This window comes from Exiguobacterium sp. BMC-KP, from assembly GCF_001275385.1.
Lineage (GTDB): Bacteria > Bacillota > Bacilli > Exiguobacteriales > Exiguobacteriaceae > Exiguobacterium_A.
Map to the genome: position 1 here is coordinate 2,086,760 of NZ_LGIW01000015.1, position 14,913 is coordinate 2,101,672.

The following is a 14,913-nucleotide window of genomic DNA, read 5'->3' on the forward strand; positions in this document are numbered from 1 at the left end:
GGTGTGTATCTGATGATCACGACAACCGATTGGCGCAAATCCGCCGTTTATCAAATCTATCCAAAGAGTTTCTACAGTCCGGAAGGCAAAGCGACCGGTACGTTACGCGGCGTCACTGCTAAACTCGATTATTTGGCGGATCTTGGTGTCGATTACCTCTGGTTGACGCCGGTCTATGCCTCACCGCAAAACGATAATGGCTATGATGTCAGTGACTACTACGCGATTGATCCGTCTTATGGAACGATGGATGATTTTGAGACGTTACTCGCTGAAGCAAAGCAACGTCATTTGTCCGTCATGATGGACATCGTCGTCAATCACTGTTCGACGTCGCATGTCTGGTTCGAAGAAGGACGTCATCCGGATAGTCCTTACCATGACTACTTCATTTGGCGCGATACGCCGAACGACTGGGTCTCAAAATTCGGTGGTCCTGCTTGGTCATTCGACGAGACAGCTGGCAAGTATTACTTGCACCTGTTCGACAAAACGCAAGCGGATCTGAACTGGGAAAATCCACGTCTTCGGGAAGACATTTATAACATGATGCGCTTTTGGCGCGATAAAGGCGTCAGCGGCTTCCGACTCGATGTCATCAATTTGATTTCAAAGACACCAGGTCTTCCGAACGACCCTAGTGGAGACGGACGTGCGTATTATACGGACGGACCGAACGTTCATGACTACCTGCAAGAGATGAACGAACAAGTCTTTGCTGGGCACGACCTCCTGACCGTCGGTGAGATGTCGTCGACGTCGCTTGAGCACTGCCTTCGTTATTCATCGCTTGAGAATCAGGAACTGAAGATGACGTTCAACTTCCATCATTTGAAGGTCGATTATCCGAACGGCGAAAAATGGGCGGCAGCACCGTTTGATTTCAAGCAACTGAAACAGATTTTCTCGGATTGGCAATCGGGTATGAACGGACAAGCCTGGAACGCGATCTTTTGGTGTAACCATGACCAACCACGCGTCGTCAGCCGGTTCGGTGACGACGTCACGTATCGCGTCGAGAGTGCGAAGATGCTCGCGACGACACTTCACGGCTTACAAGGTACACCTTATATCTATCAGGGAGAAGAGATCGGGATGCCAAATCCGGACTTCACGGATCTGTCTGACTACCGCGATGTCGAGACGTTAAATGCCTATCAAGAAGCTCGGGACAAGGGTGTCGCGGAAGAAGAGATTCTTGCCGCGATTCGTCAAAAATCGCGTGATAATGCGCGGACGCCAATGCCGTGGTCGGATACACGTAACGGTGGTTTCAGTACGAGTGAACCGTGGATTCCGGTCTCGCCGACGCATGATCAAATCAACGTTGAGACGGCTGTAGCGGATCCGGACTCGGTCTACCACCATTACAAACGGTTGATTCAGCTCCGAAAACAGTATGACGTGCTCACGGACGGTACGTACCGGCTGTTGACACCAGACGATTCGTCACTCTGGGCGTACGAACGCGAAACGGACGAGGAAGAATTATTCGTCGTCTCGAACTTCTACGGGACGGAGACGACGTTCACGTTACCTCGTGATGGATCGGATTATACGGTGTTGCTTCATAATTATAAGCAGATGCAGACGGACGAACAAAGACTCATGTTACGTCCATACGAGTCACTCATGCTCTATCGCAAGAAATGATTCGGTAAAGCTGAAGAATCAATGGTCTCACCGCTAGTTTTTACAATGAATGTCTCATCCTCGCTTTACACTAAACAAAAGAGGCACGCTTCCGAGTCTATCTCCACGGAAGCGTGCCTCTTTCTTTTAATTTAGTTGAAACACTTCCTGCATAGTTGTGCTTCTTCTATCCATACGATACTACGAAACTTTCCGATTCGCTTCTTCTCGTTTCAACTGTTCGCGGAACAGTCGTGTCTCAGCAATGACGACGCCAGACAATCCAATCAAGCCGATCAAGTTCGGAATCGCCATCAAACCATTAAAGACATCGGAAATCGCCCAGACCATGTTCAAGTTCGTCGTCATCGCACCTGCTCCAGCGACTAAAACGAATAAGATACGATACGGTAAGATCGATTTTTGACCAAATAGATAATAAATCGACTTTTCACCATAGTATGACCACCCGAGGACAGTCGAATAAGCAAACATAACGAGCCCGATCGTGACGATGTACTTTCCAGCAGGACCGAGGAAGACTTCAAAGCTTGCTGTCGTCAACTCAACGCCTTCTAGTTTCGTGTCCAACTGTCCACCCATGACGAGTGTCAGACCCGTGATTGAACAGACAACCAATGTATCAAGGAACACTTGCGTCATCGAGACGAGTGCTTGACGTCCCGGAAAGTCCGTTTTTGCGGCTGCTGCCGCAATCGGAGCGGAACCGAGTCCTGCTTCGTTCGAGAAGACACCACGCGCGACACCATAACGAATCGCCGCCCCGATTGCCCCACCTGTGATGGCTTCGTTTGAGAACGTACTGCTGAAAATCGTTGAGATCGCACCTGGAATCAAGTCATAGTTCATGACGAGAATCAGTAGACCACTTCCGACATAGAAGAAAATCATGAACGGAACGAACAAACTAACAACTTTCCCGATCGATTTGACCCCACCGAGAATAACGACTCCCGTCAGTACCATCAACGCAATCCCCGTCACGTAAAGTGGTACATCAAACGTCGATTTCATTGCGAGTGCGACCGAATTCGTCTGGACACCGTTCCCGATCCCGAATGCGGCGATCGAAGCGAATGCGGCAAATAAGACACCGAGCCATTTTTGCTTCAGTCCACGTTCAAGATAATACATCGGTCCCCCTGCCATCTGTCCTTTTTCATCAACGACGCGATATTTGACGGCAAGAATCGCTTCCGCATATTTCGTCGCCATTCCAAATAAACCGGACAACCACATCCAGACGATCGCGCCTGGTCCGCCAAGGACAACAGCGGTTGCGACACCGACGATATTCCCTGTACCGACGGTCGCAGCGAGTGCTGTCATTAATGCTTGAAAGTGACTGATATCACCTTCTGACTTGTCATCCTGATGTTTCGAAAACGCAAGCTTCAGCGCATACGGCAGTTTGGTAATTTGAATGAATCCTAAGCGAATCGTCAAGTAAATCCCCGTACCGACCAACAGGATGAGTAACGGTGGTCCCCAAACAAAATCGGACACCTTACCAATCCAGTCACTAAATGAATTTCCCATTCGTGTTACCCCCTCTATGTAATCTATAGTTCTTTACCATTTTTTCAGAATTTACTGATAATTGTCAAACTATTTTTTCATAAAACTATTTTGATACTTATTTTTTTCAATAATAAGTAAATTTTTTACTTGTGACGATATAATCAAGAAAATGAATAGTTCATCTCGCAAAACAAAGGAGCGAATCACATGAAGATTAAAACGAAGCTTATCTTATTGTCCTCCATCCTTTTGCTTAGCTTAATCGGGGTCGGATTGTACGGTGGATTCTCATTAAGTCGTGTCGATCAAGAGAGTCAAACGATTACTTCTTCCTGGATTCCTGGTCTGAACTTGTCGCACGAAACGAATACAGCGTTATCCGATTTACGGCGTGTCGAGTTGTTGCATATTCAAGAAAATGATCCAGAAATCAAAGCAGGCTATGATAAACGTGTCAAAGACGGTTTAGCGACCGTTGACGCGAATCTGGCGAAATACGAAAAAACGATCTATTTGAAATCTGATCGTCAATTATTTGATGATCTTGCGAAGAAATGGCAAACATTTAAAGAGACGACCGATCGTCTTCTTGCCCTCAGTACACCAGAAACCCAAAAAGAAGCTGTGACGTATTATGAAGGAGCCAGTCGTGATTCCTACTTCGCTGTTTCCGATCAATTGACGAAAATCGTGAAATTTAACAATCAACAGGCTAGCACAAATGGTGACACGATTACGCAAGCTGCTAATACTGCCCATCTAATGCTATTTACGATCATTGGTATCGTTGGATTGCTCGGTGTCATTTTTACTGTCTTGATTTTACGTTCGATTTTTGGTCCCCTTCGTCAATTGCAGGCAAAAACACATGAACTCGCAACGCAGGGTGGCGACTTCACATACGATTGAAAACTTATCGGCTGGTATGCAGGAGACAGCTGCTTCTGCCGAAGAGATGAACTCGTCTGCTGTCGATATGGAAGCAACGATTCATGAGATCGTCTCTGGCGCAGAAGCGAATGGAAAACGCGCCCAAGAAGTTGGTGGTCGCGCTGAATCGCTTCAAGTCGTCGCCACGGAAGCGAAACAGACCGCTACTCAAATTCTCTCTGAAACGAAAACGCGACTTGAGGATGCGATGACACGAGCAAAAGCCGTCAAGGAAATTTCCGTTTTGTCTGACGCGATCCTCTCAATCGCGGCGCAAACGAATCTATTATCCCTTAACGCTTCGATTGAAGCAGCACGAGCCGGCGAAGTCGGTCGAGGCTTTGCTGTCGTCGCGGATGAAATCCGGAAACTCGCCGAGAGTAGTCGGGACACTGTTGAACAAATCCAAGATGTCTCGTTATCGGTCATCGATTCCGTCGAACACTTGAATGCCGCATCCGGTGAGATGCTCTCTTTCATCGATACGAAGGTCGTCAAAGACTATGATTTGTTTGAAGATGCCTCGATTCAATACCGTGATGATGCGCAATTATTCGGTGATGCAGCAGAACATTTTGCTGCTCAAGCCGGTCAACTTCAAGAACTGACAGCAAACATGCTCGGTGTCATTCATGACGTTGCGGTCACCGTCAATGATGGGGCACAAGGGACACAATCGATGTCGGAACAGATCAATCATTCCGTCCAAGCGTTCCGGGATGTCCATCAACAAACTTCCGTCAGTCAACAGCAAGCAGAATCACTAAAAGAGGTATTACGTCAATTCCAAGTCTAAATAATAAGCCCCTCGCTTCTGGTTGGAAGCGAGGGGCTTATTATTTATTGTGCAGCACCTGTGAGTGGTTGCGCATCTTTTGTCTCTGCAGGGAGTTTGATTTCGTTGATTTCATTGAATTTCGAGAATGTTGATTGATTTTTCATCGTGAAGTCCGTATCTTTTTCAACTGCGAAGACCATATCCATATCGAGTGATTTCGGATAGAATGTCTTCGCATCATACGTCATCGTATAGTTCATTTTCTTATAATCAATGCTGTCCATGGCGTCTTTCATTTGCGCCATTTGTCCTGTTTGCTCTAGCGAATCCTTCATAAAGGCTTTGAGGTCGTCACCCTTTAGTTTGACGTCGATTTGATAGACGTCACCCTCTTTTTTCGCTGTCCAGTTGTCTTTGTACTTTTTCAACAGCTTGAGATTTTGATCCGTCGATGCCGATGACTCCATTGCTTCGACCATATCGCCTAGTTCCGAGACATCTTGAACGAGCCATTGTCCGTTTTGCGATAAATACATCTTATCGTCGACGATATAGCTCTCAATCGACATGTCTTTACCGTCCTGTGGATTTTTCATCGTCATCGTCTGGTGCATCGCAAGCGGTTTTTGAATGATATCAGCTGATACCTTTTGATCCATTGTCATCTCACCTGCTTTTGAGTTGACTGTCCCTTCCATGTGGAACGATTTAATATCTTTTTGAGCGGCTGTCGCTTTATTCAGTAATTCCGTATTCGAGAGTTCCCCCGACTTCGTCGAACCAGACCCACTGCCACTACCTGTATCTGTCTGTCCATCTTGACATCCAGCAAGCCCAATCGATGCTGCGACGATTCCGGCTGCTACCCACCTTGTTTTCTTCATATTCATTTCCTCCTTCATGCGCGTTACCCTGATTTACGAAAAACATTGGAAAATGTTTCAAAGTTTCTTTATTACACCATTACCGTTCTCCTTGAAAACGAATCCTCAAATTTCAAATCTACTATCCTTTTTTTGAAATTTGATTCATTATCCGCACGTTTTCCGCAAAAAAACAGGATGACGGAATATACCGTCACCCTGTCTCTGTTCCATTAGATCGTCCGTAAAAGATTTGCCATCTCGATTGCTGAAACTGCTGCTTCGTAACCTTTATTCCCAGCTTTCGTACCGGCACGTTCAACCGCTTGCTCGATCGAATCTGTTGTCAGAACACCGAAGATGATGGGAACGCCGGTGTCGCGTGACGCACTCGCGACACCTTTTGCGACTTCATTACAGACATAGTCATAATGCGACGTCGCCCCACGGATGACGGCACCAAGCGTGATGACAGCATCATATTTACCGCTTTTCGCTAACTTTTCTGCAACGAGTGGAATTTCGAATGCTCCAGGAACCCATGCTGTATCGACAGCATCTGCTGCAACACCGTGACGACGGAACGCGTCGTTTGCTCCTCCGACGAGTTTTGATGTAATCAATTCGTTAAAACGTGCAGCGACGATCGCGACGCGTAGTCCTTCTCCTGTTAAGAAACCTTCGTAAATCATGATGTGTGTCCTCCTTGGATGTCGAGCCAGTGCCCGAGTTTTGTTTGTTTTGTTTTCAGATAACGCTGATTTTCCGGCTCGACCGGTACTTGATGTGGGACGCGTTCGATGATTTCGATGCCTTCTTGTTCGAGCACCCGTTGTTTATCCGGATTATTTGTCATTAAACGGATCTTCGTCACGCCAAGATCACGTAACATGTTCGCTGCGACCGTATAGTCACGCATGTCCGTCGGATAACCAAGCGCATGGTTCGCTTCGACCGTATCGAGTCCTTGTTCCTGCAACTCGTAGGCTTTTAACTTCGCCATCAGACCGATGCCGCGGCCTTCCTGACGTAGATACAAGACAGCTCCGCCTTCTCGCTCGATCCGCTCGAGTGCCGCATCGAGTTGTGGACCACAATCGCAACGCTTCGAACCGAAGACATCCCCTGTCAGGCATTCTGAGTGCAGACGGACGAGCATTCCGTCGTGCGCTTCACCCGACAAGACGGCGACATGTTCCTTCTTGTCTTGTGTCGTATAGCCGATCATCCGAAACGCTCCGAACGTCGTCGGAAGTAACACTTCCGCTTCCCGTGTCAACGGGCGCTCAAGATAAGCGACGAGTGCCTCGATCGTGATTAGTTTTAAATCATGTTCTTCCTTATAAAGAAGTAAATCGTCAACGCGCGCCATCGTGCCGTCTTCCTTGATGATTTCACAAATGACGGCGATTTCGTCACTACCCGCGAGACGGGCAAGATCAATGCCTGCTTCTGTATGTCCGCGACGTTCTCGGACGCCACCCTCTTTTGCAATCAACGGAAAGATGTGTCCTGGTCGTTTGAAACGCTCCGGTCCATCCGTTAACATCCGTTGAATCGTCAGCGAACGTTCATCGGCACTGATGCCGGTCTTTGCTTCTTCATGATCGATACTGAGCGTGAATGCCGTACCGTGCGGATCGGTGTTGTTCGCCGTCATCGGTGCGAGTTCAAGTCGCTGGGCAATCCGCGGACTGACCGGTACACAGACGAGCCCTTTTCCGTATGTGATCATGAAGTTGATGTTTTCTGGTGTCGCATGTTCTGCGAGCATGACGAGATCCCCTTCATTCTCACGGTCCTCGTCATCACAGACGATGATCGGTCGTCCTTTTTTTAAATCTTCTATCGCTTCTTCAATCAAGTCGAATCCATTCATTACATGTCGCCTCCTAAGAATGCTGCCCAGTCCGTCTGCTTCTCGTGTTGCGTGAAATGATAAAGATGTTTCGCCATCATGTCACACTCGATATTGACGACTGCGCCGCTTGCCAATCGATCGAACGTCGTTACTTGACGGGAGTGCGGAATCAGTGAAATCGAGATCGTTTCCGGCGTGACACGTTGTAAGGTCAGGCTCGTGCCGTTGATCGCAATCGATCCTTTCGGAATACAATACTTTTGCCACGACCCGACATCAAACGTATAGACCATCGCTTCCCCGTCCGGTCGTCGACTGATCAGTCGCGCCGTCCCGTCGATGTGTCCACTGACGAAATGTCCACCAAAACGACCGTCTGCTGGCATTGCTCGTTCAAGTTGTATCGGGCTCCCGACACGATATGTGCCAAGTGCCGTTGAACGAATCGTGTCATGGACGGCATCTGCCGTGAAGCCAGTCGGACTCATGGACGTGACGGTCAAACAGATGCCGTCGACGGCGATGCTATCACCAATCTTCGTTCCTTCGAGCACCCGGTGTGCTTCAATTTCAAGCGCTAAACCGTTCGGTCGCGGAATCTTTCGTTTTAACGTCCCGACTTCTTCAATCAATCCGGTGAACATGGCGTCTCCTCCTTTCGGATATACGTCAGATGAAGATCCGGTCCAACCGTTTCGATCTGATCGATTTGAAAACGATCTTCGATATCGTGTTGACCGGTCCACGCCTCCCCTTCAAAAATCGATGGTGCCTGGTAAACTTCGATTCGGTCGACAAGATCTGCTTCAAAGAACGCTGCTTGGATCGTTGGTCCACCTTCAATCAAAATGCTCCGGATATCTTGTTCGTATAACCGCTTTAAAATCGCTTCCGGCGTCTCATACTCACCGACTAGAACGGTCACTTGATCGTGACTAATGCGCGGTACACTCGTTAGCCAATAGGTTGGATTTTTACCATCCTGGAAGACTTGTGCCGTCTCCGGAACCCGACCACGACGGTCAACGATCACTCGAATCGGTTCGATTCCCATTTCGGTACGTAATGTCAGTGCCGGATCATCGACGAGCACTGTCTCACTTCCAACGAGAATCGCATCATGGCGACCACGCATGGCGCGACCATGTGTCCGCGCCTGTTCTGATGTGATCCAGCGCTGTTCACCCGTCGCAGCGATCCCGTTCATCGTCTGAGCGATTTTGACGGTCACGGTCGGACGTTTTCGTTCGATCGTTTTCCAGAACGTGTCGTACAGTGCTTCCGCTTCGCGTCGTAATAATCCGACCTCAACTTCGACACCAGCATCCTGGAGCCGCTTAATTCCTGAACCAGCGACGATCGCATGTTTGTCTTCCGTAGCGACGAAGACACGTTTGATTCCTGCTTGCAGAATCGCTTCCGTACATGGCGGTGTCTTGCCATGGTGATTACATGGCTCGAGCGTCACATAAAGATCAGCGCCACGAGCAGCTTCTCCTGCCATCCGTAGGGCTTCGACTTCCGCATGTGGACCACCGGCAAATCGGTGTGCACCAAAACCGAGAATACGCCCTTGTTTGACGATGACACAGCCGACACTTGGATTCGGACTTGTTTGTCCGTTTAACATCTGTGCTAATTGCATGGCATAACTCATCATCTGTGACATCGCGTTCACTCCTTTCAAATGAAAAAAGACGCCCCTTGAAAAGGGGCGTCTGTATAGAAGGGTTCACGAAATACACGGTTCGCTTTCTGCTTTTTTGCATGCAGAAAGAGACCATCTCCTGAAAACATTTTTTCAGAAAACAGCTTGAATCGCGTCGTTTCGTTCTTCTCCCATCCGGACTTTACCGTCGGCCTTGGAATCTCACCAAGTCAGCCATGATGCGTACATCACAGGTCGCGGGCTCATCGATCAATCGATCGCATCACCGCCGGTTGGGATTTTCACCCTACCCCGAAGAACTGGATTATTGAGTTATACAATTTTAGCCTAGCATATCTTTTTCAAGAAAACAAAGCGGAAATGCTTCTGTCTTGTCACTTTTTTGATTTCGTTCCACTTCTGTCACCCATCGCCAATTCCTGATCGACTACATCCCAAAAACGACTGGAGCACTTGATATCAGTACGTCCAGTCGTTATTTTTTACTTACAAATAGCCGTTCTTCCGGTCATGGAATTCTTGGGCAATCGCCCCGCGCGTCCGTTCATCGGCAAGGACACGAAGTGCTGTTCGAGCAAGGATTTTCGCTCCTGCAATCAATGCCTCATCCCCTGCTTCTGAACGAGCCGCTTCTTTGAACGCTTCCGTATGGGCAACGAGATCGTCTGGTCCAATCTTGATGTACGGATGGATCGTTGGGATGACTTGACTGATGTTGCCAGCGTCCGTCGATCCGAGACCTGGTCGTTCGTCGAGGTGCACGACTTGGCCAAGCGCTTCTGCTTCTTCTTGGAAGAGACGATCAAACGTCCGGTTGAAGACGAGGTTGTCGACTTCATTTTGGAACGCGATGACGTCAAGCGTCGCCCCAGTCGCAAGTGCCGCACCTTGTGCGACCGCTTTGACTTTCTCCGTGACGGCATTGAGTCGTTCCCGTGTCGTCGCCCGGATGAAGAAACGTGCTTTTGCATATTCTGGAATGATATTCGGTGCATCGCCGCCATGGGTGATGATCCCGTGGATCCGGACATCGTCCGGCAATTGTTGCCGCAGAGCATTGATCCCATTAAAAAGCTGGATGACCGCATCGAGTGCGTTGATCCCTTCTTCCGGTGACGCCGCTGCGTGCGCCGGACGACCGGTAAAAGCAAAATCGAGTGGATCGACCGCAAGGGAAGAACCGGTGATCCGCGTTTGTCCCGACGGATGAACCATCAAGGCTGCATCGATCCCTTCAAGCAACTGATGTTTGACGAAACTGCCTTTCGCACTGCCGTTTGGTCCCCCTTCTTCAGCCGGAGTCCCGAGGACGACGACACCCCCACCGACTTCATCGAGTACTTTACTGAGCGCAATCGCTGCTGCGACACTCGTCGTTCCGATGATGTTGTGCCCACATGCATGACCGATGCCTGGCAACGCATCATATTCGGCTAGAAAAGCAATCGTCGCACCTGGTCGGTCACTCGACTTTTTCGCAAAGAACGCTGTCTCGTGCCCAGCGACGCCAAGTTCTACCGTAAAGCCTTCAGCCGTCAGGCGTTCTGCATGTAGTCGCGAAGCAAAGAATTCTTCGTTACCGATTTCCGGTGTCGCATGAATCCGGTGACTCGTCTCAAGATAGGATTCCCGTTTTTGTTCGATGTCCTGTTCAATCGTCTCTACCCATGTCGTGCGTACTGGTGTCGTCATACTGTCCACTCTCCTTTTGAATTTATTCGCCGATGTCACTTAGTGGAACGAACGTCGGGATTGAGCTGCCTTTATACTCTTTTTTAATGAAAGCCGCGACATCTTTTTGTTGGTAAAGCGACGCGATCTTTTTCAGTTCTTTTTTGTTCTTGTCTTCCGTCCGTGTTGCAATGATATTGATGTATGGTTTGGCTGTTTCGTTCTCATGGACAATCGAGTCCTTGATCGGATTGAGTCCTGCGTCAACAGCAATACCGTTATTAATGATCGACGCAGCGACGTCCGGTAAGACGCGCGGTGTTTGCCCCGCAACGATTGGGACGATTTTCAGTTTCTTCGGATTTTCGACGATCTTATCGACTGAACCATTGCCGTCAAAGTCGTCCGGCAACTTGATTAGACCTGCTTCTTGCAGTAATAAGAGGGCGCGTCCCATGTTTGTTGCTTCGTTCGGAACAGCGATTTTGCCACCGACTGGAATGTCTTTGACGTCCTTGTATTTATCTGAGTAAATGCCCATCGGTGCAATGACAGTCGTTGCGATCGGTGACAGCTTCAACTTATGTTCCTTCTTGAATGCGTTGAAGTAAGAAATCGTCTGGAAAGCATTGGCGTCGATCTCGCCCTCAGCCAGTGCCATGTTTGGCTGGACATAATCAGAGAACTTGACGAGCTCGATTTTGATGCCCTCCTTCTCTGCTTTTTTCGCGACGTAGTCCCAAACTTGAGTATCCGAACCGCTGACCCCGAGTTTGATCGTCTTTTCGTCTTCTCCCGATGCTGAGCACCCGGCAAATAAAATCGTCGTTAGTGTTGCTCCAATCGCTACTGCTTTTTTCATGGCTGAATCGCTCCCTTGATTAATGTCTTCTAATTTTTCGTGCGACGATGTTACCTGTCGTCTGTAAGCCTTGAACTAAGATGACGAGAATCCCGACCGTGATGATCATGACTTTCGTGTCGAATCGTTGATAACCATACGTGATTGCTAAATCGCCCAGTCCACCGCCACCGATCGCGCCTGCCATCGCTGACGCCCCGATCAACCCAACCGTCGCGATCGTTAAGTTAAGAACGAGTGAACCGAGTGCTTCCGGTAAAAGGAAGCGGAAAATCGTTTGGAATGGCGTCGCGCCCATTGCTTCTGCTGCCTCAAGGACACCTTTATCGACTTCAAGCAAGGAACTTTCGATCAGCCGTGCCATGTACGGTGCGGCGTAAAAGACGAGTGGGACGATGGCGGCTTCGGTTCCGATCGACGTCTGAACGATCAACCGTGTCAATGGGATGATCGCGACGAGTAAGATGATGAACGGAATCGAGCGGAAGATATTAACGATGCTATTGAAGAACGTGAATAGCGGGACGTTCTCAAGTAATGCGCCTTTTCGTGTGACGACGAGCAAGATGCCAAGCGGTAAGCCGATCAAGGTCGAGAATAAGAGTGAGACGGATACCATCGTCATCGTTTGCAAAAATGCTGTCCAGATATCACTGTAATTAACTAGCATCAGCTAGCACCTCCTCGACCGTCACTTGTGCTTGATCAATGTACTGTAAGGCTCGTTTCACTTCAGTCGCTTCACCAATTAATTCAACGAGCAAAGTGCCGAACGGCGTCTCCTGCAACTCCGTGATGCTACCGTGCAAAATGTTGACATCAACATCAAAACGTTTCGCAACTTGTGACAAGAGCGGCTGCCCTGTGTGATGACCGAGGAAATGAATCTTATAGATTGGATTCGCATTCCGTGATTCGATCAACTGGCGAATCGATGCTGGAATCTCGTCATGCATGACGGACCGGACGAAGTTTTTCGCTGTCTCAGTCTGCGGGTTTGAAAAGACATCAAAGACTGTTCCTGACTCGATCAGCTTCCCGGCTTCGATGACGGCGACGCGGTCGCAAATCTCCCGAATGACGCCCATCTCATGGGTGATCAAAAGAATCGTGATCCCGTATTCGGCATTGATTCGTTTCAATAATTGCAGAATATGATGTGTCGTCTGGGGATCGAGCGCTGACGTCGCTTCGTCACATAAAAGGACGGATGGTTGCGTCGCTAGTGCCCGAGCGATACCGACACGTTGCTTTTGTCCGCCGGATAATTGATCCGGATAATGATCCGCCTTGTCCGCGAGATCGACGAATTCGAGTAACTCCGTCACCCGGCGGCGAATCTCATCTTTTTTGATGCCTGCGAGAACGAGTGGCTTCGCGACATTCGTAAAGACCGTGTTCGCATTCAATAGATTGAAGTGTTGAAAGATCATCCCGATCCGCTGTTTTGCTTGACGTAGTTTCTTCGGTGATAGTTGTGTCAAATCTTCCCCGTCGACCGTCACGGTTCCTGACGTCGGTCGTTCTAAGAGGTTGACGCAGCGGAGCAATGAACTTTTCCCGGCACCGCTAAAGCCGATGACACCGAAGATTTCGCCTTTCTCGATCGTCAGGTCGACACCGTCGAGCGCTGCGATCGTCTGATCCTTCGTGACGTACATTTTTTTGACTTGATGAAATGCAATCATTCCGTTTTCCCCCTTCATTCAACAAAAAAAGGTCCCTTCTTGAGAAACAAGAAGAGACCTGGATCCGCACAGTGGCAGAATCCACTCCACTCATCTCTCAGACATTTGTCTGATGGAATTGGCACAGTGCTCATAATGAGTCTGTTGCCGAGGTTTCGCAGGGCCAGTCCCTCCACCTCTCTGGATAAGTATTGCGGTATGAAATTCGTATGTGTGTTGTTGCGTTGTTGCTTATGTCGTAAAACTAATTTTTACATTACGGGTCGAACCTTTAAAAGTCAACCAACTTTTCAAAAATAATCCATTTGGCGCATATCGATTGATTGACAAGTTATGGATTAGCTTAAAGAACGAATCATGATTCGTCAAGAACGATTTGACAAGTCATTTTCGAACGTGCTACCATCGTTTCAATGATTAATCCGACAATTCCAATATGATATTTATCAAGAGTGAACGAGAGACCTGGCTCTATGACTTCACGGCAACCTGCAATCTGTAAGGTGCTCCGACCAGCAAAGCGCGGCTTTGGATGATACGGTGAAAAACTCGTGGGCGTCCAAGCAGTGACGTCGACGAGTTTTTTTCATGAATGGAGGAAAAATAGTAATGATGAACTATCCTGTATTGACTGGTGCTGAAGCATTTTATCTTCAAGGTGGATCGATCGGAATCCTGCTCTGTCATGGTTTTAACGCGACTCCTCAAAGTGTTCGGGACGTCGGTGAGGCATTTGCTGCTGAAGGTTTTACCGTCTATGCGCCGCGTTTGCGTGGTCACGGAACGAACGTCCGCGAGTTCGAACAATCGACTGCACGATGTTGGAAACAAAGCCTGCAAGACGGTTATTCACGTTTACAAGAAACATGCGACCAAGTTTTTGTCATCGGTCAATCGATGGGGGCGACGCTCGCGTTATCGCTCGCTGCTGACGGGATTCCGTTTGCCGGCATCATTACGATCAACGCCGCACTTTCCGTTCCGTCGTATGAAGCACTCTCGTTTGATGACGGTCCTCAGTACTTACCGGAAGGGGCACCGGATATCAAGCGGTCCGCCTTTGAAATCATCTACGATCTCGTTCCAAGTCGTTGCGCGTTCGAACTCGTCCGCTTGATGGATGAGACGAAAGGACGCTTGGGATCGATTCTCCTTCCGACGTTGATTCTTTATTCCGCAACCGATCACGTCGTTCCACCGTCGAGTTCAGATTACTTGCACCGTCATATCGGAACGAATGATAAACGAAGCTACTGTCTACTCAATTCATACCACGTCGCGACACTTGATCATGACCAAGATGTAATCGTCCGTGAGACGATTCGCTTTATCGAACAATCGTGTCAGTTTTCGCAAGAAACAGGATAAATTAAAAAGCAGCTATTCGTTTCCGGATGGAATTGAACAGCTGCTAAAT

At 48.6% G+C, this 14,913-nt stretch carries 14 protein-coding genes and 3 riboswitches; of the genes, 4 read left to right on the forward strand and 10 right to left on the reverse strand.

Translation table 11 applies throughout. The annotated features are described in order from the left end of the window. Nucleotides 1-12 precede the first annotated feature (12 nt). Nucleotides 13-1,653, forward strand: a complete 1,641-nt coding sequence (gene treC, locus ADM98_RS16405) for an alpha,alpha-phosphotrehalase (RefSeq protein ID WP_200904905.1) — start codon at nt 13-15, stop codon at nt 1,651-1,653. Nucleotides 1,654-1,833: 180 nt separating this feature from the next. Here the strand turns inward: treC and ADM98_RS16410 are convergent, their stop codons facing one another. Continuing rightward, nucleotides 1,834-3,192 (reverse strand): alanine/glycine:cation symporter family protein, encoded by a 1,359-nt coding sequence (locus tag ADM98_RS16410; RefSeq protein ID WP_053454420.1) that lies wholly within the window; start codon nt 3,190-3,192, stop codon nt 1,834-1,836. Nucleotides 3,193-3,381: 189 nt separating this feature from the next. Between ADM98_RS16410 and ADM98_RS16415 the strand changes: the two genes are divergently transcribed. Next, a complete protein-coding gene (locus tag ADM98_RS16415; RefSeq protein WP_053454421.1) occupies nt 3,382-4,083 on the forward strand; it encodes an MCP four helix bundle domain-containing protein in 702 nt (233 codons plus the stop codon). Continuing rightward, the gene (locus ADM98_RS16420; protein ID WP_053454422.1) at nt 4,061-4,900 is read left to right on the forward strand and encodes a methyl-accepting chemotaxis protein; all 840 of its coding nucleotides are present in this window, start codon (nt 4,061-4,063) and stop codon (nt 4,898-4,900) included. Before ADM98_RS16415 ends, ADM98_RS16420 begins: the two co-directional genes overlap by 23 nt. Before the next feature lie 44 nt (nt 4,901-4,944). Here the strand turns inward: ADM98_RS16420 and ADM98_RS16425 are convergent, their stop codons facing one another. From ADM98_RS16425 to ADM98_RS16465, 9 genes are all read right to left on the reverse strand, one after another. Beyond that, on the reverse strand, nt 4,945-5,766 hold the full coding sequence (locus ADM98_RS16425) for a DUF6612 family protein (RefSeq protein WP_053454423.1): 822 nt from the start codon (nt 5,764-5,766) through the stop codon (nt 4,945-4,947). A gap of 212 nt (nt 5,767-5,978) precedes the next feature. Further along, on the reverse strand, nt 5,979-6,437 hold the full coding sequence (gene ribH / locus ADM98_RS16430) for a 6,7-dimethyl-8-ribityllumazine synthase (protein WP_035395821.1): 459 nt from the start codon (nt 6,435-6,437) through the stop codon (nt 5,979-5,981). Beyond that, nucleotides 6,434-7,624, reverse strand: coding sequence for a bifunctional 3,4-dihydroxy-2-butanone-4-phosphate synthase/GTP cyclohydrolase II (locus ADM98_RS16435; protein ID WP_053454424.1), 1,191 nt, complete (start codon nt 7,622-7,624; stop codon nt 6,434-6,436). The genes ribH and ADM98_RS16435 overlap by 4 nt, the downstream gene beginning before the upstream one ends. Continuing rightward, nucleotides 7,624-8,250, reverse strand: a complete 627-nt coding sequence (gene ribE, locus ADM98_RS16440; RefSeq protein WP_053454425.1) for a riboflavin synthase — start codon at nt 8,248-8,250, stop codon at nt 7,624-7,626. The genes ADM98_RS16435 and ribE overlap by 1 nt, the downstream gene beginning before the upstream one ends. Then, a complete protein-coding gene (gene ribD / locus ADM98_RS16445) occupies nt 8,235-9,275 on the reverse strand; it encodes a bifunctional diaminohydroxyphosphoribosylaminopyrimidine deaminase/5-amino-6-(5-phosphoribosylamino)uracil reductase RibD (RefSeq protein ID WP_053454426.1) in 1,041 nt (346 codons plus the stop codon). The genes ribE and ribD overlap by 16 nt, the downstream gene beginning before the upstream one ends. Before the next feature lie 158 nt (nt 9,276-9,433). Then, a riboswitch (FMN riboswitch) is annotated at nt 9,434-9,578 on the reverse strand. Between the two features lie 183 nt (nt 9,579-9,761). Further along, a complete protein-coding gene (locus tag ADM98_RS16450; protein ID WP_053454427.1) occupies nt 9,762-10,967 on the reverse strand; it encodes a M20 family metallopeptidase in 1,206 nt (401 codons plus the stop codon). 22 nt (nt 10,968-10,989) lie between these two features. Next, nucleotides 10,990-11,808: a MetQ/NlpA family ABC transporter substrate-binding protein gene (locus tag ADM98_RS16455; protein WP_053454428.1), complete on the reverse strand. Its 819-nt coding sequence runs from the start codon at nt 11,806-11,808 to the stop codon at nt 10,990-10,992. 19 nt (nt 11,809-11,827) lie between these two features. Further along, the gene (locus ADM98_RS16460; RefSeq protein WP_053454429.1) at nt 11,828-12,478 is read right to left on the reverse strand and encodes a methionine ABC transporter permease; all 651 of its coding nucleotides are present in this window, start codon (nt 12,476-12,478) and stop codon (nt 11,828-11,830) included. Next, nucleotides 12,468-13,496, reverse strand: a complete 1,029-nt coding sequence (locus tag ADM98_RS16465; RefSeq protein WP_053454430.1) for a methionine ABC transporter ATP-binding protein — start codon at nt 13,494-13,496, stop codon at nt 12,468-12,470. The genes ADM98_RS16460 and ADM98_RS16465 overlap by 11 nt, the downstream gene beginning before the upstream one ends. 87 nt (nt 13,497-13,583) lie before the next feature. Beyond that, nucleotides 13,584-13,687, reverse strand: a riboswitch (SAM riboswitch). A 249-nt stretch (nt 13,688-13,936) separates the two neighbouring features. Then, nucleotides 13,937-14,038: riboswitch (SAM riboswitch) on the forward strand. A gap of 70 nt (nt 14,039-14,108) precedes the next feature. Between ADM98_RS16465 and ADM98_RS16470 the strand changes: the two genes are divergently transcribed. Then, nucleotides 14,109-14,864 carry an alpha/beta hydrolase gene (locus ADM98_RS16470; protein ID WP_235504918.1) on the forward strand — a complete coding sequence of 252 codons (756 nt, stop codon included), beginning with the start codon at nt 14,109-14,111 and terminating at the stop codon, nt 14,862-14,864. Nucleotides 14,865-14,913 lie beyond the last annotated feature (49 nt).

Excerpts from the sequence above, each read along its gene's own strand:
- treC (WP_200904905.1), top strand. The coding sequence starts at position 13 with ATGATCACGACAACCGATTGGCGCAAATCCGCCGTTTATCAAATCTAT.
- ADM98_RS16410 (WP_053454420.1), bottom strand. The coding sequence starts at position 3,192 with ATGGGAAATTCATTTAGTGACTGGATTGGTAAGGTGTCCGATTTTGTT.
- ADM98_RS16415 (WP_053454421.1), top strand. The coding sequence starts at position 3,382 with ATGAAGATTAAAACGAAGCTTATCTTATTGTCCTCCATCCTTTTGCTT.
- ADM98_RS16425 (WP_053454423.1), bottom strand. The coding sequence starts at position 5,766 with ATGAAGAAAACAAGGTGGGTAGCAGCCGGAATCGTCGCAGCATCGATT.
- ribH (WP_035395821.1), bottom strand. The coding sequence starts at position 6,437 with ATGATTTACGAAGGTTTCTTAACAGGAGAAGGACTACGCGTCGCGATC.
- ADM98_RS16435 (WP_053454424.1), bottom strand. The coding sequence starts at position 7,624 with ATGAATGGATTCGACTTGATTGAAGAAGCGATAGAAGATTTAAAAAAA.
- ribE (WP_053454425.1), bottom strand. The coding sequence starts at position 8,250 with ATGTTCACCGGATTGATTGAAGAAGTCGGGACGTTAAAACGAAAGATT.
- ribD (WP_053454426.1), bottom strand. The coding sequence starts at position 9,275 with ATGTCACAGATGATGAGTTATGCCATGCAATTAGCACAGATGTTAAAC.
- ADM98_RS16450 (WP_053454427.1), bottom strand. The coding sequence starts at position 10,967 with ATGACGACACCAGTACGCACGACATGGGTAGAGACGATTGAACAGGAC.
- ADM98_RS16455 (WP_053454428.1), bottom strand. The coding sequence starts at position 11,808 with ATGAAAAAAGCAGTAGCGATTGGAGCAACACTAACGACGATTTTATTT.
- ADM98_RS16460 (WP_053454429.1), bottom strand. The coding sequence starts at position 12,478 with ATGCTAGTTAATTACAGTGATATCTGGACAGCATTTTTGCAAACGATG.
- ADM98_RS16465 (WP_053454430.1), bottom strand. The coding sequence starts at position 13,496 with ATGATTGCATTTCATCAAGTCAAAAAAATGTACGTCACGAAGGATCAG.
- ADM98_RS16470 (WP_235504918.1), top strand. The coding sequence starts at position 14,109 with ATGAACTATCCTGTATTGACTGGTGCTGAAGCATTTTATCTTCAAGGT.